Raw genomic sequence first — 20,090 nt, 5'->3', positions numbered from 1 at the left:
CTCGCGCCGTGGGGGCCTACGGCTGCGGGTCGCGGGAGCGGGCTCGCGTCGCGCGGGGCCGGGTGGCGGCGGGCCCGCCCGGGCGGCCGTCGTTCGCGGCGGCGATCATGGCCTGGAGCGCGCCGACCGCCTTCTCCGCCTCTGTGACCACCCCCTCCAGCCGCTCGATCAGCGCCTCGGTCCGCTCGGCCACCAGGGTGACCCGGCTCAGCAGCAGCTCGCCCTGCCCGAGCAGGCCCAGCACGCGCACGGGCACGGTCGCGATCGACGCGGCCGACTCGAGGATCTGACCCGCTGCGGCGCGGGCCAGGTCGGTGAGGGCGCCGGGCGTCGAGAGGGGGAAGGTCATCCGCTCATTGTGCGCGTACCCAGCGTGACGTAACCCGTGCCGAGGGTCGAAAGTTCGGGCCGATTTTCCCGGCGCGGGCCTTCGGGCGGGCCAGAAGGGCCTCCGACACGGCACTATGCATAGGTGCGACGTACCGGATTCTGGATTTCCGCTGTGGCGGCGGTGGTGATTCTCGGAGGTGCCGGCTTGATCGGCCTGGGCATGCGGGAGGGCGGCGGCGGCGGCGGTGTGCTGCCCGTCGCCGGCACGTTCGGCAACCAGCCCGTCACGGCCAGCGTCGCGCCCACCCCGACCGGCCCGAGCCCGCAGGAGCTGGCCCGCCTGGAGCACGCCCGCCGGGCCAAGGCCCTCGACGCGGCGCTGAGGAAGTACGCCGCGAGCGCGCCCGAATTCTCCGTCGCGGTGCTCGACCGTAAGACCGGCCAGCGGTACGCGTTCCGCGGCGGCGAGGCGTACGAGACCGCCAGCGTGGTCAAGGTGCAGGTGCTGGCCTGCCTGCTGCTCACCGCCCAGGACGGTGACCGCAAGCTCACCGCCAGCGAGCTGTCCCTCGCCAAGCGGATGATCCGGGCCAGCGACAACGACGCCACCACCTCCCTGTTCTCCCGCCTCGGCCGGGCGAGCGCGATCGGCGCGTGCAACCGGCGCCTCGGCCTCACCTCGACCAAGGTGAGCGGCTCCTGGGGCCTGACCCGCACGACGGTCGACGACCAGGTCAAGCTGCTGGCCAAGCTGGTCGACAAGAAGGGGCCGCTGAACGCCGCCTCCCGCAAGCTCGCCTTCGACCTGATGAGCACGGTCCAGCCGGACCAGGACTGGGGTGTGCCGGCCGTGGCCCGCGCCGGTGAGACCCCGACCGTGAAGAACGGCTGGCTGCCCCGCTCGACCGAGGGCAACCGCTGGATCATCAACTCGGTCGGCCGGCTCACCGACACCGACACCGACGTCTCCATCGCGGTGCTGTCCCACGGGCACCGCAGCATGTCCGGCGGCATCACGGTGGTGGAGAAGGTCGCCAAGCTGACCCGGCAGCACCTCAGGTACTAGCGGGGCCGTCAGCGTTCGGCGCAGGTGTCCGACGGGCTGGTGTCCCCGTTTGCGGGGGCCGGCTCCCGGGCGGCCCGGCGCCGGTTGACCAGGCTCACCACCTGGGTGATCAGCACGACCAGGACGATCGCGGCCAGCACCCCCTGCCACGGCTCCGGGAAGATGGAGCCGCCGGCCACGCCGATCCCGGCGTACAGCACGGACCACAGCAGGCAGGCCGGCGCGTTGGCCACCACGAACGTGCGCCAGCTCAGCCCCAGGACGGCGGCGGCCAGCAGCACTGGCACCCGGCCGCCGGGCAGCAGCCGGGACACCACCAGCACCGGGACCTGGCTGCGGTGCAGCCGCACCTTCATCGCGGCCAGCCGCTCCTGATCGCGCAGCCAGCGCAGGCGCCGGGCCAGCTGCTCGCCGCCGGCCCGGCACATCGCGTACATGACCAGATCACCCGCGTACGCCCCGGCGGCGCCGACCGCGATCACCAGCACGATCGTCAGCGGGTGGGTGTGCATCGCCAGCGCCGCGGCCCCGCTGACCGCCGCCCCGGTGGGCACCACCGGCACGATGGCCCCGAACGACACCACGAGGAACAGCCAGCTCAGGGCCTGCAGGGTGCTGATCACGCGTCCGGCCCGATCGTCAGCGTCTCGCCGTGGGCCAGTACCCGGACCTTCGTGTCCGGGCAGCTCGTGGCCGCGTGCCGGGCGAACGCGTCGCCGGGCTCGTGGAACATGTGCCGCCGGATCCGGCTCAGGCCCAACGGCCAGAACGTCCCGTAATGCACCGGCACCGCCCAGGACGCCCGGACCAGTCGCAGCGCCTCCGCGCCCGTGGCCGCGTTCAGGTGCTTGTGCGGGTCGAGGGTCGGTCCCCAGCCCCCGACCGGGACCAGCGCCAGATCCAGCGGCCCGAACGCGGTCATCCCGTCGAACAGCGTCGTGTCGCCCGCGTACCAGGTGCGGGCGGCGCCCTCGACCACGAAGCCGAGCGCGATCGCGCGGTGCCGCGACCACGGCGCCCGCCCGCCGTCGTGCGCCGCCCGTACGGCGCGGACCGTCACGCCCCGGACCACCGTCTGCTCGCCCGGCAGCAGCTCGACGCACCGGTCCGCGTACCGGGCGCCCAGGCCCCGGGCCACCAGATCGGTGGCGCCGCGCGGCAGGACCAGCACCGGCTCGCCCGGCACCGCGCGCAGCGACGGCAGGTGGAAGTGGTCCGCGTGCAGGTGCGACAGCAGCACCGCGTCGGGGGCGTGCGCCAGCCGCGGCGTCGGCCCGGTCATCCGGCGCAGGTGCGCCAGCCGGTCGGTGAGCACGGGATCGGTGAGCAGGGCGACGTCGGAGTCGGTCAGCCACATCGTGCTGTGACCCCACCACGTGACGCTCGTAGCACCCACGAAGACACCGTACGTGACAGGACCGCCACCCGTCCGGGTGCGTTCAACTCGCCGTGGTGATCACCCTGCTGCACACTGACTGGCATGGAGGCCCCCCGATCCGCCGTCGTCGTCAATCCGGTCAAGGTTCCGGACCTGGAGTCGCTGCGCCGTACGGTCTGCGCGGTGCTGGCCCGCGCGGGCTGGCCGGAGCCGGAGTGGTACGAGACCACCCGCGACGACGCGGGATTCGGGCAGGCCACCAAGGCGGTGGAGAACTCGGCCGAGGTGGTCTTCGTGTGCGGCGGGGACGGCACCGTCACGGCCTGCGTCACCGCGCTCGCGGGCACCGATGTGGCGCTGGCCGTGCTGCCCGCCGGCACCGGGAACCTGCTGGCCGCCAACCTGGGGCTGAACTCCGACGTCGCCACCGCGGTCGAGGTGGCGGTGCAGGGTGGCCGGCGCCGCATCGACGTCGGGGTCGTCGAGGACCGGTGCTTCGTCGTGATGGCCGGGATGGGCTTCGACGCCCAGATGCTGCAGGGCACCTCCGAGACGGCCAAGAAACACCTCGGCTGGCTCGCGTACGTGGCCGGGGCGGTCAAGCACCTGCGGGACCGGCCGATGCCGATTGTCGTCTCCCTGGACGGGGGCCCGCCGATGCGGCGGCGTTCCCGTACGGTGATCGTCGGCAATGTCGGCCGCCTGCAGGGCGGCGTCAAGCTGCTCAGCGACGCCGACCCGGCCGACGGGCTGCTGGACGTGGCGATCCTGAGCCCGGACACGCTGCTGCACTGGGCCGCCCTCGCCTGGGGAGTGGTGCGCGGACGGCCGCGCAAGCCGTTGATGGAGACCTACACCGCCCGGCGGGTCGAGATCCGCAGCGGGCGCCGGCAGCCGCGCCAGCTCGACGGCGACCTCATCGCCCCCGGCGCCAGCATGTCGATCACCCTGCGGCACCGGGCCCTGGTGCTCTGTGTGCCGCAGCCCGACAGCGACCCGGACCTGGCACACGACGTCGGCGCCACGCGGCGCGCGGCACACGGCGCGCAGGACGGCCGGTGAGCTCGGCGGAGCCGGTGCCCGAGACCAGGACGATGCCGGGCGACGAGTTGTCGGCCGACGACGCCTTCCTCGCCCTGCGCCACTACGGCCGCTGGCCGCTGGTGCGCGACGCGTTCATCCGGTTCCGGTACGGCGACGGGTTCAGCCACGCCCGCGCGTTCGCGCTGCAGCTGTGCCTGGCCATCGTCCCGTTCCTCATTGCACTGTCCGGGCTGGCCTCGGACCTGGGCGCCGAGGAGGGCGGGCGGGTCGTCGCCGACACCGTCCTGGCGCTCACCCCCGGCGCCAGCGAGCCGCTCGTGCGCGACCTGCTGGCCGACGACGACCGCATCTCGGACGCGGGCGAGGTCGCCCTCGTGCTCGGCCTGCTCACCGGCCTGGTGGCGCTCACCACGGCGATGGCCCAGGTGGAACGTGGCGCCAACCGCATCTACGGGGTCGAACGGGACCGGCCGGCGCTCGCCAAGTACGTCCGCGCGGCCGTCCTGGCCCTCGTGGCGGGCCTGCCCGCGCTCGGCGGCTTCCTGCTGCTGGTGGCCGGACGGGCCGCGGGCGACTCGATGGCCGACCACTTCGGCTGGTCCGGCGGCATGCGGCTGGCCTGGGACGTCGTCCGCTGGCCGGTCAGCCTCGGGCTCATCGTGCTGGCCGTGGGCATGCTGTTCCGCCACACGCCGCGCCGCCGGCAGCCCGCGCTGTCCTGGCTGCTGTTCGGCGCGACCGTCACCACGATCCTGTGGTGGCTGGCCAGCCTGCTGCTGGCCGGGTACGTCCGGGTCAGCGACGGCTTCGGCGCCACGTACGGCCCGCTCACGGCGGTCATGGGCCTGCTGCTGTGGGCCAACCTCACCGGCGTGACGTTCTTCCTGGGGCTGGCGTTCGCGGCCCAGCTGGAGGCCCGCCGCGTCGGGGTGCGCCGCCCGGCGCAGGAGGACCAGTGGGAGCCGGCCGAGGAGACGCCGTGGGTCCCGGGCCCACGCGACGGTGGTGTACGCAGCGACGCGACCGGGTAGAAGCGGCTCACCTCCGACCCCCCGGAAGTGAGCCCCCGACCGTGATCCGACAGAACACCCGCCAGCCGCGCACCGACGCCACGCAGGCCATCGATCCGCCGCGCACCGACGCCACTCTGGCCAGCGAGCCGCGCACCGACGACGACGCTCAGGCCCGCGAGCGGGCCGGGCGGGTCGCGTTGCGGCACTTCGCCGAGCGCAGCGTGTTCGGCCTGCTGGCTCTGGTCGCGATCGGACTCGGGTTCGGCACGCTGCTGCTGCTCGTCCGCTTCCACTGGGCGCCCCTGCAGCGCCTCGACCACGGGGTTGCCGAAGCGCTCAACCATCTCGTCGCCCCCCATCCGGTCATCGTGTCCGCGCTGAGTGAGGTGTCCGGCATAGGTGGCCGCCCGTTCATGCTGCGGCTGGTCGTGCTGGCCGTAATCGTGCTGCTCATCCGCCGGCGGACCAGGCTGGCGATCTATCTCGTGGTGGCCGGTGCCGGGGCGTTGCTGCTCGACCCGTCCGTCAAGACGCTCGTCGGCCGGGTGCGCCCCATCGTGGACGTGCCCGTCGCCGTCGCACCCGGCAACAGCTTCCCGAGCGGGCACGCGCTCGGCTCCATGGTGGTGTACGGCGCCCTGCTGCTGGTCTTCCTGCCCGCGGTGCCCCGCCGCGCACGGCCGTATCTCGCGGCCGCCACCGCGCTGACCGTGTTCGCGATCGGGGTCAGCCGGACGGCGCTGGGCGTGCACTACCTCTCCGACGTGCTGGCGGGCTGGCTGCTCGGCGCGGCCTGGCTCGGGGTCACCGCGTACGCGTTCCGGGTGTGGCGGCGGGAGGCGGGCGTTCCGGTGCCGCCGCTGGAGGAGGGGCTCGAACCGGAGTCCGCCCGGCAGTTGCGGCCCGCGCCGGACGAACGGCAGGTGCTGCCACATCCCTGGACCGGCGCCGCCGAGATCGTCACCGGCTGGGTGCTGACCTTCGGACTGCTGTACACGGTCGGGTACGCCGTCACCCACCTGACCGCCGGCACGTGGCTGGCGTCGTTCGACGTCGGGGTCCCCCGCTGGCTGCAGACCTTCCGTACCTCCGGTCTCGACCAGCTCAGCTACCTGTGGAGCAAGGCCGGTGACACGCACGCCATCCTCGCGGTCTGCCTGGTGTTCTGCCCGCTCGCGCTGGCGCTGTGGCGGCAGTGGCGGCTGGTGCTGTTCGTCGCCCTCTCCATGCTCGGTGAGCTGACCCTGTTCCTGTGCACCGGAGCGGCCGTGGCACGGCCCCGGCCACCGGTCGCCCAGCTCGACGGCCCCATGCCGACCACGTCGTTCCCATCCGGGCACATCGCCGCCACGATGTGCCTGTGGAGCGCGATCGCGCTGCTGACCGTCCCCCGGCTACGGCACTGGTGGCGCTGGGTGTTCGTCGTCCTGGCCGTGGTCATGCCCGCGGGCGTGGCGCTGTCACGGATGTACCGCGGCGAGCACCACCCCACCGACGCGCTCGGCGCACTGCTGCTCACCGTGGGTTGGCTCAGCGTCCTGATGTGGACGGTACGACCCAACGCGGACCTGGCGATCAGTCCGCGACGGCCACCACGCGGTCGCGACCACCGCGCTTCGCCGCGTACAGGCGACGGTCCGCCTGGGACAGCAGACCGGACGGCGTGCCCACACCCTCCGGGGTGGTGATCACCCCGATGCTCGTGGTCACCGGGACCGTGCCGGTGATCGGCTCCCAGGCGTGCGCGCGGATGCGCAGCCGCAGCCGCTCGCACCGCTCGGTCGCCTCGACCTCACCCACCCCCGGGAAGACCAGCAGGAACTCCTCGCCACCCATCCGGGCGGCCACGGCCGGGCCGCCCGCCGCCTCCTGGAGCAGCTTCGCCACGTGCTGCAGCACGGTGTCGCCGGTGTCGTGCGACAGCGTGTCGTTGATGCGCTTGAAGTGGTCCAGATCCACCAGGGCCAGCGAGACGGGGCTACGCCGCGAGGCCGCCTCGCGCAGCAGCTCCGGCAGCCGCTCGTTGACGTAGCGGCGGTTGTGCAGGCCGGTGAGCGGGTCGCGGTGCGCCATCTCCCGGAAGTGCTCGGTGGCCCGGCGGGCCTCGGCGGCCTCGAACACCGCCTGTAGCGCGCGGGCCCGGGCCTCCCGCTGGGCCGAGTGCAGCGCGGTCGCCTCGGCGTGGAACGCCCGGTGCTCCTCGTACGCCTCCAGGTGCCGCCCGGTCGCCGCGTACAGCGCCGCCTGCTCCTCGCGGATCTGCGCCCGTACGGCGGCCAGTTCGCGTTCGTCGCTCATCCCCAGCGCCGCGTCGAGGGCCTCCTGTGCCGCCTCGTACCGCCCGGCACGGCGGCGGGCCTCGGCGAGGGTGAGCAGGCACATGGCGATCGCGTCGCCCTCGTTGCCGAGCACCGTGGACTGCTCCGCGTCCAGGACGGCGTGCAGGGTCTCCTCGACCGCCGCGAACCGGCCGCCCATGATCTCCACGCGGGCGATGGTGTCCAGCTCGTTCGCGCTGAACGGGCGGCTGCCATCCGCCTGGACCTCGCGCATGTGCTCGATCAGGGCCCGGGCCGCCGGCTCGTCCTCGTTCTCGTACGCCGTATAGGCCATGTTGTTGAGGATGAACAGGGTCAGCTCGTCGTCGCGGATCGCGGTGGCGATGTCCAGCGCCTCGCGGAAGCGGCGGTCGGCCTCGGCGGCGGAGCCGCTCTCGTCGAGCGCCACCGCCAGCGACTGCAGATGCCGGGCGCGGACCCCGGGGGGCACGTCCTCCGGCAGGTGCGCGACGCACTGTACGGCGTGGGTCAGCGCCCCCGACACGTCGCCGACCTGCCGGTAGAAGATGGCCAGCTCGCGGTGCGCCCGGGCCAGCAGGTACTCGTTGCGGTTCTCCCTGGCCCAGGCCAGGATCTGGTGCACCGCGCGGCCGCCCTCGGCGGAGCGTCCTTCCCGCAACATCACCGAGATGCGCAGCAGCCGGGCCCGCTGGACGAGCTCCTGCGCGCCGAGCTCCTCGGCCCGGCGTTCCGCCTCGGCGGCCGGGCCGGGCACCGCCCGGAACTGGGAGCCGGGCAGGCGCTCCAACTCGGAGACCAGGGCGGCGAGCGTGGCACGCTCGTCCTCGGCCAGTACTGGACTGGCCGTCACCGCCGCTTCCGTGGTCACCGTGCGCGCCTCCGTCATGTTGGTCAGGGTTCACGATCGGTGCGGGGCGGTGGTTGTTGAGGTCTCGCTCGGGTGCAGTTCGGTTGCACGGGTGTGGATCAGCGGCGGTCCGTGCATGTCTGCGGTGCGGCGGCGACGTTGTCGACCGTGTAGATCACCGCCACCGTGAAGCAGTAGTTCTCCTGCTCGTTGAGCCCGTACACGACGTAGTCGGTGGTGCCGGCGGGCAGTTGCTGGAAGGCGCGCTGCTCCTGGCCGGTGCGGCCACCGGAGATCAGGACCGGGCCCTCGGCGCCCGGGGGGTATCCCCACTGCAGTGACACGCTGTCCCGGTTGTCCCGCAGCCGGACGTTCTCCGGCGCCCCGCCGGGTGCGGCTGAGCTGGGTGCCTCGGCGGCCGGGGCGCTGGACACGGCCGCCGGGGCCGCGGCGGCGGTCGTCGGTGCGGCGGCGCTCGCCTGCGGCTCGCCGCGCCCCTCGCGCGGCAGCGTCGCGGCCACCACCACGGCCGCGACCACGATCCCGGCCAAAAGTACGGCGACCAGCAGGGCGGAGTGCCGGGAGCGGGCCGGTTCCGGCCGGGCGACGGGTACGGGCAGCCGCCGGTCGGCGACCAGGCTGCTGCCCGGCTGGGCGGCTGCTCCGCCGCCCAGCACGGCATGGGGCGGCGGCGGGGTACGGACGGGCTCGGGATGCGGCGGCGGGAACACCACGGACGGCTGCCAGCCCATGGGAGCGGGCCGCCCGGCCGGTGCGGCGCCGGATCCGGCGTACGCGTGGCTCTGATCCGCCTGCGCGAGGTCCGGATCCGGCCGGACGGGGTCCGGCTCGGGGTGGACGGGGTTCCGCTCGGGGTGGACGGGGTCCGGCTCGGGGCGGACAGGGTCCCGCTCCGGTCGGGCGGGTGGGTCCCGGGGCGCCGGTGAGCTGACCGTTGCGGGCCGCTCGGGCGGGAGCGGCACGAAGCGCGGCGGGTCGGCGGGCGGTGGGGCGACCGTGGGCGGCCGATCGGCGGGTGGCGGGGTGACCTGCGGCGACGCGGGTGGTGGCGGCACGAAGCGGGGCGGGTCGGCCGGTGGTGGGGTGACCAGCGGCCGTTGGGCCGGGTGCGGCACGAAGCGGGGCGGGTCGGGCGGCGGCGGGGTGACCAGGGGCCGGTCCGCGCGGGCGTGTCGCCCACCGGGCCCACCACCCGTCGGGTGGACCGGTGTCACGCCCGGAGCGGCGCCGGAAACGTGCCGCACGCCCGGCGCCGGGGCGTCGGGGCCGACCGAGGGCGTGACCCGGCCGCACCGGTGCCGGTCCGGCTCGTTCCGGCGGGCGAGGGCGTTGACCTGGACCGCGAGCGGGTGGTCGGCGGGCAGGTAGCGGGCGCACAACTCCTGGGCCAGGGCGAGGTGCTCTCGTCCCGCCGCGTCATGGCCACACTCGCGTTGCATGGCGCCGAGGCGGGCCAGCATCTTGATACCGGCCGGGGCCGCGTCCCCGTACGTCACGCGGTGCCGTTCCCACGCCTGCGCCAGCCGCGAGCGGGCCGCGGTGCACTGCCCGGCGGAGTGCTCGGCCGTCGCGAGGTCGGCCTGGGCCGCCAGCACCCGCGGCGAGTCCGGCCCGTCCAGTGTGATCAGTTCCGCGACGAGGTCGTGGTAGAGCTGGACCGCCCGGCCGTGGTTGCCGGTCCGCTGCAGCACCGCGGCGTGGGTGGCCGCGGCGGCGATCGTCCGTTCGTCGTGCGGGCCGTGCAGCCGTTCCTCGGCGGCGTGGGCGAATCCGGCCCAGATCCGGGCGCCGTGCGGGTCGCCGAGGGCGATGAGGATGCGAGCGTGCAGTGCGGCGGCGACCGCGAGGTCGGCGGTGGCGCGCTGCGGGTCCGCGTCGGTCGGATCAAGCACGTCCGCGAGTACGGCCCGCGCCCCGGCGAGGTCCCCGGCGGACGTCAGCGACTGTGCATGCGCGGTGAGTTCGGCCAGCGGTGGGGGCACGTGCCTCATAGTGTCTGCTCAGCGACCCACGGTACAAGACCCGCGCCGCGCCGACCCGAGCCGACCTGCGCAACCCGGGGGCGGTAGAAAGCGGGTATGACCACCGACGACCACCTTGCTGAAGTCAGGCGTGAGGTGCTGGTGCGGCACCTGGAGGCGTGGGCTCCGGCCGCCCTGCACCGGGCCCGGCACGCCAGCTACGTGCACGGATACGCCGACGCCGACGGAGGTCGCGCGGCCGAGGCGGCGGTGCGGGTCTTCGCCGAACTGTCCGACCTGGTGCGCGGCCGGGAGTTGACCATGCTGGCGGTGGGCGACGACACCACGGCAGCGGCCGCCCGGCTCGCCACGGCGCAGCGCGAGGGCGGTGTCGCGGCCGGGCTGAGCGTGCACACCGTGGACGGTGGCACCGACGCCCGGCTGGCGGTGGCGCTGGCGGCGGGCGGGGCGGCCCGCGTACCCCTGCTGGGCTATCTCGATGCGACCGCCGCGCCGGGCCCGCCGGCCCTGGCCACCGTGGCGGCCCTGGCCGCGGGCAAGCCCGCGGAGGTGTTGCTGGTTCTCGCGCCCGGCGCGCTGGAGGGACTGGACGGGGATCCGGACGCGGCGGTCCGCGTGTTCGGTGGCCCGCCCGGGGACGGCTCGCGGGTGGACGCCTACCGGGCGGCGCTGCGCCGTGCGGGCTTCCCGCTGGTCGCCGCGGTGGAACTGGTCGCGAACGGGGGACCGGGACAGTTGCTGGTCTTCGCCACGGCGTCCGGAAAGAGCCTGGAGGGTTTCAAGGACACCCTGTGGGCGGTCGACGAGTACGCGGGCGTGCGTTACCGCGATCCCGGCGATCCGGAGGGGCATCTGCTCGACATCTCGCTCACCCCGCATCCGGGGCCGTTGCGGCGCGAGCTGCTGGGTCACCTGGCCGAGGCGGGCCCGGCGACCGTGACGGAGCTGCGGACGTTCGCGCTGACCGAGACCGTCTACCGGGCGGCGGACGCGACCCGGGTGCTGCAGGCGCTGCTGGCGGCCGGGGCGGTGACCCGGAGTCCCGAGCACGGCCGCCTCGGCGGCGACGTGGTGATCGCCGTCGCGGACGCGTAGCGCGCCTCGCCGGTGTTGCGGGAGCTCACCGGCCGAACAGCCACACGCGACGGTCCGTCAGCGTGGCTGCCAGGCGTCCGGGCGGGTGGTCAGCTTCCGTACGTGGGCGGGCATCCGTCCGCTGATCAGCTCGGCGAGGCTGACCTCGTCGACCACCTCGCGCACCGCCGAGCGGACCGCGACCCAGAGGTTGGGCAGGTTCTCGGCGGCGCCGGAGTAGGTGGTCTCCTCTGGACGCAGCCCGCGGACCCCGGCGAGTGGCCCGTCGACCGCGCGCAGGATCTGCCCGATGGTCACGTCACGCGGCGGCTGGGACAGGGTGTAGCCGCCCTCGGCGCCGCGCTGGGCACGAACCACACCGGCGCGGCGCAGGTCGGCCAGCACCGCCTCGAGGAACTTGCGCGGCATGTCCTGGTCCTGCGCGATGGCCTGTGCGGACATGAGCTGCGGGTAGGACTGCGCCAGGCTGAGCGCGGCCCGGACCGCGTAATCGCCACGAGCGGAGATCTGCACACCACTATCATGCCGGGTCGGTTCGGGCGGCTCGCACATACCCCATGAATCTGTGGGAATTACCGTCAGTCGGCGGACGGTGGCGGACCGGGGTCCCTTGGCCTACCGGCCCTACCGGTGGGGCCCGAAATTGCCCGGTCCGGTAACGCAGGGATTGGGTGAAAAGCGACATTGCGGACGTACTGGGCGGTGTGGGCGAGCCGGGGATTCCCTGGAATCCCGCGCATTGTTTGTCCGATTTATCCCGAGTTACTCGGAATGGTGCAATGCCAAAGACGGGGGTACGAAAGAAGCGACCCGTGCGGACCGGCAGTGTCCGCACGGGTCGCCCCGGAAAATGCGCGTCGCTATCGACCGGCCAGCAGCCGGTTGACCGCCGTGTCCACGTCCAGGTGTTCGGACTCGCGACCTCGCGGCACCACCACGTAGGTGCGCCGAAGGAAGCGGACGAGGACACTGCGGGGTACTTCGAACAGCGCGTTGCCGTCAGGTGACGACAGCGCGAGGGCGACGAAATCGCCGCGCGGCGTGGCCCACGGCCACACCCGGACGTCGCCGATCCCAGCGGGCTCGTCGAGCCCGGTGACGAGCAGTTCGCGCGCAAAGGACCAGCTCACGGCTTCCCCACCGGCTGATTCTGCGTGGAACAACACGTGCACGGCATACGGGTCGGCTGGGTCGTACCGCAGACTGGCGCGCACGGGCAGTGCCGTGGCATCTGGCGCTACGAGCCGTAGCGATGTTTCGACCTCGACGGTCGTTGGACGAATGGTACTCATGGACGAACTCCCCCCGGCACCGCTGCGGGGTCGGTAAACCCCGCTTTCCCATACTCAGGTGATCCCTGTCGTTACGCTCCGCCATACGCTGATCTCACCCAGTAGTGGGAAGACGGTTCCGAAAGCCCGTTCGAGCAGGACGTAAAGCGATATCTTGTCCTGTTCTGCCCAAGTACCCGGCTCCGCCCGGCGTCGGGTGGGTCCAGCAGTTGACTTACTCCGGTAACGTCCATTCCTCCCGGGTAGTGACGGGGCGCCGGAACACTGGGGGATGAATGACCAGGAAACCCAGCGCCTCGCCGCCGACGAGTCCGCGCCCCGAAAGTGATCAGATGCCCCGAACCGACCGTGTGAGTGATGAGCCGCGTACGGAAGAGAGCCACGGCCCCATCGGTCTGCTGCACCGGATCCGGGCCAACCCGAGCGGCCGGGTCGCCCTCAAGGTGGGCATCGGGGTGGTAGGCGGCCTGGTGGTCGCGCTGGGTGTCGTGCTGATCCCGTTCCCCGGCCCCGGCTGGGCGATCGTGATCCTGGGCCTGGCGATCCTGGCGCTGGAGTTCGCCTGGGCCCAGCACGTGCTCGAGTTCACCAAGCGGCACGTGCAGTCCTGGACCCACTGGGCCACACGGCAGTCGCTGCCGGTCCGCCTCCTCATCGGCGCCCTGGGCATGGTGTTCGTCGCGGCGATCCTGTGGGTGTCCGTCAAACTGAGCTTCGGGGTCGACCTGGCCGCGCTGGCGTGGGGCTGGCTGGGCGGCTCCTGACGCGCCGACCCCGGGTTCGCCCTCGGGGGTGGCCGTCCGGTACAGTCTGATCGCGTTGCGGGCGATTAGCTCAGCGGGAGAGCGCTCCGTTCACACCGGAGAGGTCACTGGTTCGATCCCAGTATCGCCCACCAAGATTTACCCGCAGCTCACAGCAAAGACGGCGCCCCCAGTCGAGGGCGCCGTCAGCGTTTCCGGCTATGCAGGGTCCTCGGAAGTCAGCAGAAAGTCAGCGAACGCGTCCAACACCCGCTTCGTACGCCCTGCCGAACCGTGTGTGTAGAGGTTCAGCGTCGTGGACGCCTGCTCGTGACCCATGACCTCTCTGACGTCGTTGACGGGCACGCCGCGCGACACGAGCCAGGTCGCGTACGAGTGGCGGAGGTCGTGAAACCGCAGCCCGTTGCCCGCCACCCTGGCGATGTGGCCGATGGCGTCCCGTTCGGTCGTGAATTCCTTGTCCCACCAGATGCCGTCAGAGTCCATCCACGCGGCCCGGAACTTGAAGTGTCCGAGGCGATCGATGCGGCCCAGCAGCCCTGCGCGGGCAAGAGCCGGGCGCCAGACCCGAGCACGAAAGAGCGTGCGACGCATCGGCCCGCCTGCGGTGTTGGTGAAGACCTCGCCAGCGGGACCGGCGGGGAACGTTTCCCGGTGGGCGGCCAGCAGGTCTGCGGTGAACGGGGGCAGAGGTACCGTTCGGCGTCCGGCGCGAGACTTCGGGTAGGGCTTGGTCGTGACAGTTCCAGCGATCTCGACCGCCACGCGCACGACGCTCACCGTGCGATTGATCAGGTCGACGGACTCCCAACGAAGCCCGACGCACTCACCCCATCGCATGCCGGTACCACCGGCCAGGGCGACGAGTGCCTGAAAGCGGTCTGGCAGGGCCGGAAGCAGGTCGTTGGTGAGCTGGCCCATCGTGATGGTGCGGCCGTCGGTGTCCTTCTTGCGACGGCGCGGCACCTTCACGCCATCGCATGGATTGGTGCCGATCAGACGGTCGCGAACCGCAGCTCGCAGAATCGAGGACAGGACGTGGTGGCAGTCGGCAACGCTCGCGGGCGAAAGGCCGCGCCCGGCGAGGTCGGTAACCCACTGCTGCACTGCCAGATGGTCGACCTTGCCGATCGGCGTGTCACCCCATCGCGGCAAAACGTGGGTACGAAGGACCGAGGCGACGCGTGCCCGTGTCGCGAGTTCGTCACTGCGCGCCTGCTGCCAGCGAGCGGCGAACGTACCGAGGCGCATTCGTCCAGCGTGCGGGTCGACGTAGGTACCGCGCGTCAGGGTGGACTCGATCTCGGCGAGAAACGCTTTGGCCTCCCGCTTCGTCTGGAAGGTCTTGGCCTTCTGCTTGCCAGAGGCGTCGCGCCAGTTGGCGCGCCAATTGCCTGCTGGGGTTGGGGTTGTGTGACCCACGGTGATGGATCTCCTTCGTGTGGTGGGTAGCGGGTAGCGGCACGCGGGGGTGCCCCTACCCCTGGTTTCCGGGGGTTTCGGCGGTGCGGTGGTGGGTGCCGCTACCCGCTACCTGGGGCCGTGTGGGCTGGCCAGGGCGGTAGCGGCTGAGGTAGCGCTGGCGCTACCCGGTAGCGGTCCGCTACCTCGGCCGCTACCTGTCGGCGGGCGGGGTGGCGGTGACCGTGTGTCGATGTGCCGGACGGTCTGATGCCGGGTCGCGGTCGCGGGCCGTGTGGCCCTCTGGCGCTGGTTCTCGGGGTGGTCGCGGGTATCGGCTGGGTAGGCGCGACCCGCGACCGGTGGGTGATCGTGCTGGTCGGTGCGGTCGCGGCTGGGGTCGCGTCGGCGCGACCGGTCGCGGGCGGCCCGCGACCGGGCCGGGGTGGGTAACGGCGAAAGGGTCGAGCGTCGGGGTGCCGGTTCGGCGGTGTTCGGCGGTGCGTTGGGGTGGCGTGTTACCGCCACCTTCGAGTCGTCGGCGAGGTGGCAGGCGGTGACGGCAGGGTGACGCGCGTGTTACCTGTCCGTCTGCCTCGCGGCTTGGCGGCGGGGTGTCGCGGATGGCCGTTCAGGCGGTTTTCGGGGGTGTGGCTGGTTGGGCCGCAATGCCGCTAGGTCGCTGGTCAGGGCCGCGAGGGTGTGGCATTGCGAACCCGCAATGCCTCGCGGGTCAGGCCGCAATGCCTTGCGGCGCTCCGTGGGGCTGGCGAACCGTTCGGATGTCTACGCGGCGTGACGGTCGCGGGTGTTGCCGGGGTTGGTGCTAGCGGCTGTGCGGGGTTGTCCCGGTCTGGCCTGTGGGCGGGTTTCGGGGGTGTGGCTGGGTTGGGCCGCGATGCCGCTAGGTCGCCGATCAGGGCCGCGAGGGTGGGGGGTAGCGGACCCGCGATGCATCGCGGTCCTCCCCGCGATGCATCGCGGGCTCGGCGGCGGTTGTCATGGTGACGCAGGGTGGCGGATTGTCGCGGTGTCGCACTGTCGCGTGCGACGACGGGACAGGCGTCCAACGCGCGCGCGTACGCGCGAGGAGACACGCGACGATGCGACACCGCGACTATGACTCTCGGTAGTGGACGGTGCCCGGTGGGGGCCGGGGGTGCTAGCGGCCGTTGCCGGGGTCGGATTCCGGTCTGGCGGGCCGGTTCCGGGGTGCCGGCTGATTCGGCTGCTAGCCGCTAGCGGCCTGGTCATGGCCCGGTCGGGCCGCTAGCGGTGCCGCTAGCGCTAGCGGGCCAGGGTGCTAGCGCTAGCGGCTGATCCGGCCGCTGGGTGGGTTACGCGCCGTGCCGTTTCGGGTCGTTGCGGTAGGCCCAGATGAGGTCTTTCTCGGCGTCGGTCAGCTCCCCGATCGACGCGCGGCGGTTGGCTTCGGCTTCGGCTGGGGTGGTCTCGATGCAGGAGTCGAGCCAGTCGTGGAAGGCGCGGCGGGAGATGACCCATCGGCCGCCGAGTTTGCGGGCGGGGATGTCTCCGGAGCGGATCATGCGGTAGGTGCCGCCGAGGTTGAGCGAGAGCATTTCGGCGACTTCTTTGACGGTGTAGGTCAGCGACCCGACCGGTGCGGGCCTGGCGCGCTGCGGAGCCTCGGCGGGTGCGGTGCGGGGAGTGAGCGGGTGAACGGTGGCGTGGGCGGTGCGCACGGTGATGCCTCCAATGTGGGTGGTGCTGGGCCGGGTGGGATGGTGCGGCGGTTCGGTCGCGGGCCGTGGCATCGGTGGGGCCGCTGAGAGCCACGCTGAGCCAAGATCCGGGCCGTTTTGGTGTCATCCGATGCGGCCGATCGGCTTTGTGGGCTATTCGGCGGTGTGGTGGCAGGTGTCGCAGAGGCCGTAGCCGAACAGGATCGGCCCGACTTGCGCGATCCCGGCCCACACCCGGTCGGAGTGTCGGCGGCAGCCGTCGCAGGTGCTGTCCTCGATCGGGTCGGGGGTGGCGAGGTGGCGGCAGGCGGGGCAGACGATCAGCCCTGGCGCCCAGGCGAACGCATGGACCACACGCGGCCCGGGGCCGAGGTGCGGACAGGTCCGGCCGTGTCCACCCAGCAGGGCCAGGGCGTGCCGCTGGAACAGAGAGGCGAGCCACGGCGGGGTGTCCGGGCTGGCGATCAGCCTGGCCCAGGGGTGTTCGGCGGCCCGTAGGAGGCGGTGGTGGGCGTCGGCGCTCGCGGCGTGGAGTTGGTCGGCGAGCGCGGTCGGATGCAGGGTCATGCTGCCGCTCCCTTGGTGAACGCAGAGTGAGGACCGGGGCGATCCGGGGTGGACGGTGGCCGGTTACCGCCGGGCACGGCCACGGGCGGCCAGTCCTGGTCGGTAATCTCGGTAACTTCGGTAACTTCCCTGGTCAGCGGGTTACCGATGCCGATGCGGGTTACCGATGGATCGGTAACCTGATCTTGCGGGTTACCGCTGGTTACCGACGGCTTTTCGGATCGGTAACCGGTCTGACCTGCCCGGTTACCGCAGTTACCGGAGTTACCGATACCTCCCGCCGGGAGGTACCGATCCCAGGCGTCGGCCAGGCCGAGATTCCCGGTCGTCGGATACGTGGTGTAACCCTTGGCCGTGCCCTGGCCGGTGTTGAACGCGGCCGGGGCGATGCCGTACCGGCCCAGTTCCTTCGACAGCCGTCGGGCGTCGAGTGGCTTGCCGTTCAGGTCCCCCCACGGGGCGTCCTCGGCCGTGGTGAGCGCGTCGAGGATGTCGGTGGTGGGCATCCGGTCCCGCCCGTCGTACAGGGTTCGCAGGTCGGCCAGCAGGCGCGTGCCGAACGTCGGCGCGGTCGCGGTGTCCAGCACGAAGTAGCGGGCCGCGTCGCGTCCGGCCTCCGGCCACCGCTCCCCGGCCTGGTCGGCGATGGCCAGCAGCGCTTTCCACACCTCGGCCGCCCGGTCCGCCACCCCGTCCGGCATCCGTGGCCGCGCCTTGGCGAGCGAGTCAGCCTGCTGCGACATCCACTCGGCCAGGGCGTCGCGAATCGGTGCGGCTTCGGCTTCGGCGTACTGCTCCTCGAACGGCTCCACCCGCTCCGACCGTGCCCGCCGCCGCATGTGGACCACCACGGCCCGGGTCAGGATCGTCGCGGGCATGGACCCGGCGATCCCGGCGAGCGCGACCGGGGCGAACACCACGAACCGGGCCACCTTCATGCTCTTGGCGTCGCCCACGCACCGGGCGATCGTCGCGCCGCGCTTGTACCCGGCGTTGAGCAGCGCCCGCAGATCTTCGTAGTTCCCGCCGGTCTTCGGGTTGAAGATCGCATCCACCTCGTCGAACAGGATCGTGTGCGGATGCAGGCTGATCAGCCGGAACAGCGCGGCCGTGCTGGCGCTGATCGTCATCTCCGGGTGCCGAACCAGCAGGTTCAGCAGCTCCAACACGCGGGTCTTACCGGAGCCCGGTTCGGCCGAGTCCAGGACCAGGCGCGGGGTGACGTAGAAGCAGCCCACCGCGTGCGTGTGCGCCGCCCACAACGTCACCGCCGTCAACGCGTGCTCGGACGGGAAGGCCACGTAGCGGGCGATGAACGCCGCGACCTGGTCGAGCACCGCCGCGCCCGGCGTGCTGCTGGTGTCGGTCATGGCCGCACAGCCCGACGCTGGCCCGGACGCGCGGCTGTTTCAGCCGATCCTCGTGGCGGGTACGGCTGGGGCAGGTGCCGGGGTGGTGAGATGCCCCCGCCCCGGCACCGCACAGGTCGGCCCGGTCGGGCGGCGGCGGGGGGCATCTCACCACGGTCTTGGCTGAAACACCGGGGCGTTCGGGCCGGGCCGGGTGCGGGCCTGACCGCCGGTCGTGGCCGGGCCTGGCCGTGTGGTGGTGTGGCTGGTCGCGGGTGTCGCGGACCCGGGTGTCGCCGGGTCCGGGCTGGCGTCATGGTGTCGTCAACAGGTGGCGGGTGCGGGTTCACGGTGTCGGACTCCCTTGTCGTCAAACGGTCGTCGTGTGGTGCGGGTTTGTGCTGCGTACGGGCTGGTTGGTGACGGCGCTGCGACGCGCCACCGGACCGGCTGGGGTCGTGGTGGCTGGCGTCAGCGGCGCAACAGGAGCGACCGGCGGATCGGCTGGCCACGCGCCGCGCAGCGGCGCCAGCCAGCAGCCCGGCTCTGCCGGTCGTCCTTGCTCTTGCTCGTGTCGTCCAGCACGGCCGGTCGGCCGTGCCGGTAGTGCCCTGTTGAGTTCTCAATGAGCCAGCGCCAAGCGCGAACGCCCACGCCTAGAGGTAGTGCGACCCGAACGGGGTCCGATGTCGTCAGGAGGTGGCCCGCGCGGGGCCGCCGGGAGAGCGGCTGTCAGGCGGCCTGTGCGGCGTCGAGCCAGGTGCCGTGCTGGCGCCAGAACCGTTCTGCGGTGCGGTGCACCCGGTTGAACCGGCCGCCCCACAGGCGGCGGTACTCGGCTGCCGCCGCGCGCCGGACCTGCCGTGACTGGCCGAAGCGCTGCGCGGCGACCAGCTCCTGCCACCGGGCACGCCACGCGGCCCGCTCGGCATCGTTGACCGCGGCGAGTCCAGCCCGGACCACGTCGGCCGGGTCGGCGGCCTGGTCCTCGGCCAACGGGGACGCGAACACGGCCGCCGCCACCTCGCCGTAGGTCAGCCCGAACAGTCGGTCGCGCAGCTGCGTCACGTCGAGGCGGGCCATCACGCGGCCCGCCCGGTCCGGGATGCTGCGCACCCACGGGATCGAGGCCGGGAACGTCGGCCGGACCGTGATACCGAACGCCGTTGCCACCCGCCGCTCGCACAACGCCAGGAACGCCCGCTCGCCCGGATCCGCCGGCGGATCCAGCAAGTCCGTCTGCGCGTCCCGGTGCACCGTGTTGATGCCGTCGAACGTGATGATGTGGGCAACCCAGCGGCGGACCTCGGCGTCGCTCATCTCGGCGAGGTAGTCGTACTCCATGCCTAGCGAGCGGCAGTACAGCGCCGCGACCAGCTCCAGCGCCGTCAACGGCACCGAGGCGGTCAGCACTGCCTCCGGGGCCTGGCCGTGAAGGTGGTCCCGGTCGTCCACGAACCCATCCGCAGACACCGAAGGCAGTGCGGTCCGGGTAGTCTTGACCTGCATCTTCGTACTCCAATCACACGGGAGAAGCGGGATGTATTGGCCTCGACGGGGGTAGGAGCCCGTCGGGGCCGCTTGCGTTGAGATGAGGCTATATGGCTAGCGGCTAGCCGTCTAGCCGTAGTGTGGCTAGCTGGTCACCTTGTACGCTGTTCGGCTATGGCAACCCTCGGAGAACTGCGAGAGTCCAGCGCTCGGGTCCGGTCCGCTGAGCAGGAGCTCGACGCCGCGCGCTTGGCGCGGGATGACCTCATCCGCGAGGTCCGTCGATCGACGAACCACACTGTGTCGGAGATTGCCGAAGCTGCTGGGGTTTCACTCGCCACGGTCAAGACCGTCGTTCGTGGTCTCGTCCGGCAGTAACCCTGTGCTGCGTCGTGTCCTGCGTTGGCGTCCGTTGTCATGCATTGAAGACAACCGCGTTTGCGGGAT

General features: G+C 72.3%; 18 protein-coding genes and 1 tRNA gene. 7 read left to right on the top strand and 12 right to left on the bottom strand.

Annotation, left to right across the window (positions count from 1 at the left end; all coding sequences use genetic code 11):
* Positions 1-16 precede the first annotated feature (16 nt).
* Positions 17-349, bottom strand: a complete 333-nt coding sequence (locus EV385_RS04690) for a hypothetical protein (RefSeq protein ID WP_130508335.1) — start codon at positions 347-349, stop codon at positions 17-19.
* Between the two features lie 186 nt (positions 350-535).
* Between EV385_RS04690 and EV385_RS04685 the strand changes: the two genes are divergently transcribed.
* Positions 536-1,396 (top strand): serine hydrolase, encoded by an 861-nt coding sequence (locus EV385_RS04685; RefSeq protein WP_242624702.1) that lies wholly within the window; start codon positions 536-538, stop codon positions 1,394-1,396.
* Between the two features lie 8 nt (positions 1,397-1,404).
* Here EV385_RS04685 and EV385_RS04680 read toward each other — a convergent pair whose 3' ends face one another.
* On the bottom strand, positions 1,405-2,019 hold the full coding sequence (locus EV385_RS04680; protein ID WP_165449391.1) for a DedA family protein: 615 nt from the start codon (positions 2,017-2,019) through the stop codon (positions 1,405-1,407).
* Positions 2,016-2,792 (bottom strand): MBL fold metallo-hydrolase, encoded by a 777-nt coding sequence (locus tag EV385_RS04675; protein WP_130508334.1) that lies wholly within the window; start codon positions 2,790-2,792, stop codon positions 2,016-2,018. The genes EV385_RS04680 and EV385_RS04675 overlap by 4 nt, the downstream gene beginning before the upstream one ends.
* An 84-nt stretch (positions 2,793-2,876) precedes the next feature.
* Here EV385_RS04675 and EV385_RS04670 point away from each other — a divergent pair, with 84 nt between their 5' ends.
* The 3 genes from EV385_RS04670 (at position 2,877) to EV385_RS04660 (ending at position 6,519) form a co-directional block, all read left to right on the top strand.
* Positions 2,877-3,836, top strand: a complete 960-nt coding sequence (locus tag EV385_RS04670) for a diacylglycerol/lipid kinase family protein (RefSeq protein ID WP_130508333.1) — start codon at positions 2,877-2,879, stop codon at positions 3,834-3,836.
* Complete coding sequence (locus tag EV385_RS04665) at positions 3,833-4,849, top strand: YihY/virulence factor BrkB family protein (protein WP_130508332.1); 1,017 nt, start codon at positions 3,833-3,835, stop codon at positions 4,847-4,849. Before EV385_RS04670 ends, EV385_RS04665 begins: the two co-directional genes overlap by 4 nt.
* Positions 4,850-5,028: 179 nt before the next feature.
* Entirely contained in the window at positions 5,029-6,519 is a 1,491-nt protein-coding gene (locus EV385_RS04660) for a phosphatase PAP2 family protein (RefSeq protein ID WP_130513073.1), read from the top strand.
* Here EV385_RS04660 and EV385_RS04655 read toward each other — a convergent pair.
* Both EV385_RS04655 and EV385_RS04650 read right to left on the bottom strand, forming a co-directional pair.
* Positions 6,407-8,017, bottom strand: coding sequence for a tetratricopeptide repeat-containing diguanylate cyclase (locus EV385_RS04655; RefSeq protein ID WP_130508331.1), 1,611 nt, complete (start codon positions 8,015-8,017; stop codon positions 6,407-6,409). The genes EV385_RS04660 and EV385_RS04655 overlap by 113 nt on opposite strands.
* A gap of 80 nt (positions 8,018-8,097) precedes the next feature.
* Complete coding sequence (locus tag EV385_RS04650; protein ID WP_130508330.1) at positions 8,098-9,990, bottom strand: fibronectin type III domain-containing protein; 1,893 nt, start codon at positions 9,988-9,990, stop codon at positions 8,098-8,100.
* A gap of 87 nt (positions 9,991-10,077) precedes the next feature.
* On the opposite strand from EV385_RS04650, the gene EV385_RS04645 reads away from it, so the two are divergent.
* Positions 10,078-11,076 (top strand): hypothetical protein, encoded by a 999-nt coding sequence (locus EV385_RS04645; RefSeq protein WP_130508329.1) that lies wholly within the window; start codon positions 10,078-10,080, stop codon positions 11,074-11,076.
* A gap of 57 nt (positions 11,077-11,133) precedes the next feature.
* Here EV385_RS04645 and EV385_RS04640 read toward each other — a convergent pair whose 3' ends face one another.
* Both EV385_RS04640 and EV385_RS04635 read right to left on the bottom strand, forming a co-directional pair.
* Complete coding sequence (locus tag EV385_RS04640) at positions 11,134-11,589, bottom strand: RrF2 family transcriptional regulator (RefSeq protein ID WP_130508328.1); 456 nt, start codon at positions 11,587-11,589, stop codon at positions 11,134-11,136.
* A 347-nt stretch (positions 11,590-11,936) separates the two neighbouring features.
* Positions 11,937-12,368, bottom strand: a complete 432-nt coding sequence (locus EV385_RS04635) for an SsgA family sporulation/cell division regulator (RefSeq protein ID WP_130508327.1) — start codon at positions 12,366-12,368, stop codon at positions 11,937-11,939.
* A gap of 332 nt (positions 12,369-12,700) precedes the next feature.
* On the opposite strand from EV385_RS04635, the gene EV385_RS04630 reads away from it, so the two are divergent.
* Together EV385_RS04630 and EV385_RS04625 are read left to right on the top strand one after the other, a co-directional pair.
* Positions 12,701-13,132 (top strand): TIGR02611 family protein, encoded by a 432-nt coding sequence (locus EV385_RS04630; protein ID WP_130508326.1) that lies wholly within the window; start codon positions 12,701-12,703, stop codon positions 13,130-13,132.
* Positions 13,133-13,191: 59 nt separating this feature from the next.
* Positions 13,192-13,266 (top strand) — tRNA-Val (locus tag EV385_RS04625).
* Between the two features lie 64 nt (positions 13,267-13,330).
* On the opposite strand, the gene EV385_RS04620 is transcribed toward EV385_RS04625, so the two are convergent.
* The 5 genes from EV385_RS04620 to EV385_RS04600 all read right to left on the bottom strand — a co-directional run bounded on the left by EV385_RS04620 (position 13,331) and on the right by EV385_RS04600 (position 19,607).
* Positions 13,331-14,554, bottom strand: a complete 1,224-nt coding sequence (locus tag EV385_RS04620) for a tyrosine-type recombinase/integrase (RefSeq protein ID WP_165449390.1) — start codon at positions 14,552-14,554, stop codon at positions 13,331-13,333.
* Between the two features lie 1,316 nt (positions 14,555-15,870).
* Complete coding sequence (locus tag EV385_RS04615; RefSeq protein WP_207229746.1) at positions 15,871-16,236, bottom strand: helix-turn-helix domain-containing protein; 366 nt, start codon at positions 16,234-16,236, stop codon at positions 15,871-15,873.
* Positions 16,237-16,389: 153 nt separating this feature from the next.
* On the bottom strand, positions 16,390-16,803 hold the full coding sequence (locus tag EV385_RS04610) for a hypothetical protein (RefSeq protein WP_130508324.1): 414 nt from the start codon (positions 16,801-16,803) through the stop codon (positions 16,390-16,392).
* A complete protein-coding gene (locus EV385_RS04605) occupies positions 16,800-18,173 on the bottom strand; it encodes a DUF3631 domain-containing protein (protein ID WP_130508323.1) in 1,374 nt (457 codons plus the stop codon). The genes EV385_RS04610 and EV385_RS04605 overlap by 4 nt, the downstream gene beginning before the upstream one ends.
* A gap of 711 nt (positions 18,174-18,884) precedes the next feature.
* Positions 18,885-19,607, bottom strand: a complete 723-nt coding sequence (locus tag EV385_RS04600) for a hypothetical protein (RefSeq protein WP_165449389.1) — start codon at positions 19,605-19,607, stop codon at positions 18,885-18,887.
* Positions 19,608-20,090 lie beyond the last annotated feature (483 nt).

Source organism: Krasilnikovia cinnamomea (genome assembly GCF_004217545.1).
GTDB lineage: Bacteria > Actinomycetota > Actinomycetes > Mycobacteriales > Micromonosporaceae > Actinoplanes > Actinoplanes cinnamomeus.
This window is presented reverse-complemented; position numbering and strand designations above follow the sequence as displayed.

Coding starts and splice junctions, on each gene's coding strand:
- EV385_RS04650 (WP_130508330.1), bottom strand. CDS start 9,990: ATGAGGCACGTGCCCCCACCGCTGGCCGAACTCACCGCGCATGCACAG.
- EV385_RS04670 (WP_130508333.1), top strand. CDS start 2,877: ATGGAGGCCCCCCGATCCGCCGTCGTCGTCAATCCGGTCAAGGTTCCG.
- EV385_RS04605 (WP_130508323.1), bottom strand. CDS start 18,173: ATGACCGACACCAGCAGCACGCCGGGCGCGGCGGTGCTCGACCAGGTC.
- EV385_RS04635 (WP_130508327.1), bottom strand. CDS start 12,368: ATGAGTACCATTCGTCCAACGACCGTCGAGGTCGAAACATCGCTACGG.
- EV385_RS04690 (WP_130508335.1), bottom strand. CDS start 349: ATGACCTTCCCCCTCTCGACGCCCGGCGCCCTCACCGACCTGGCCCGC.
- EV385_RS04630 (WP_130508326.1), top strand. CDS start 12,701: ATGCCCCGAACCGACCGTGTGAGTGATGAGCCGCGTACGGAAGAGAGC.
- EV385_RS04645 (WP_130508329.1), top strand. CDS start 10,078: ATGACCACCGACGACCACCTTGCTGAAGTCAGGCGTGAGGTGCTGGTG.
- EV385_RS04610 (WP_130508324.1), bottom strand. CDS start 16,803: ATGACCCTGCATCCGACCGCGCTCGCCGACCAACTCCACGCCGCGAGC.
- EV385_RS04655 (WP_130508331.1), bottom strand. CDS start 8,017: ATGACGGAGGCGCGCACGGTGACCACGGAAGCGGCGGTGACGGCCAGT.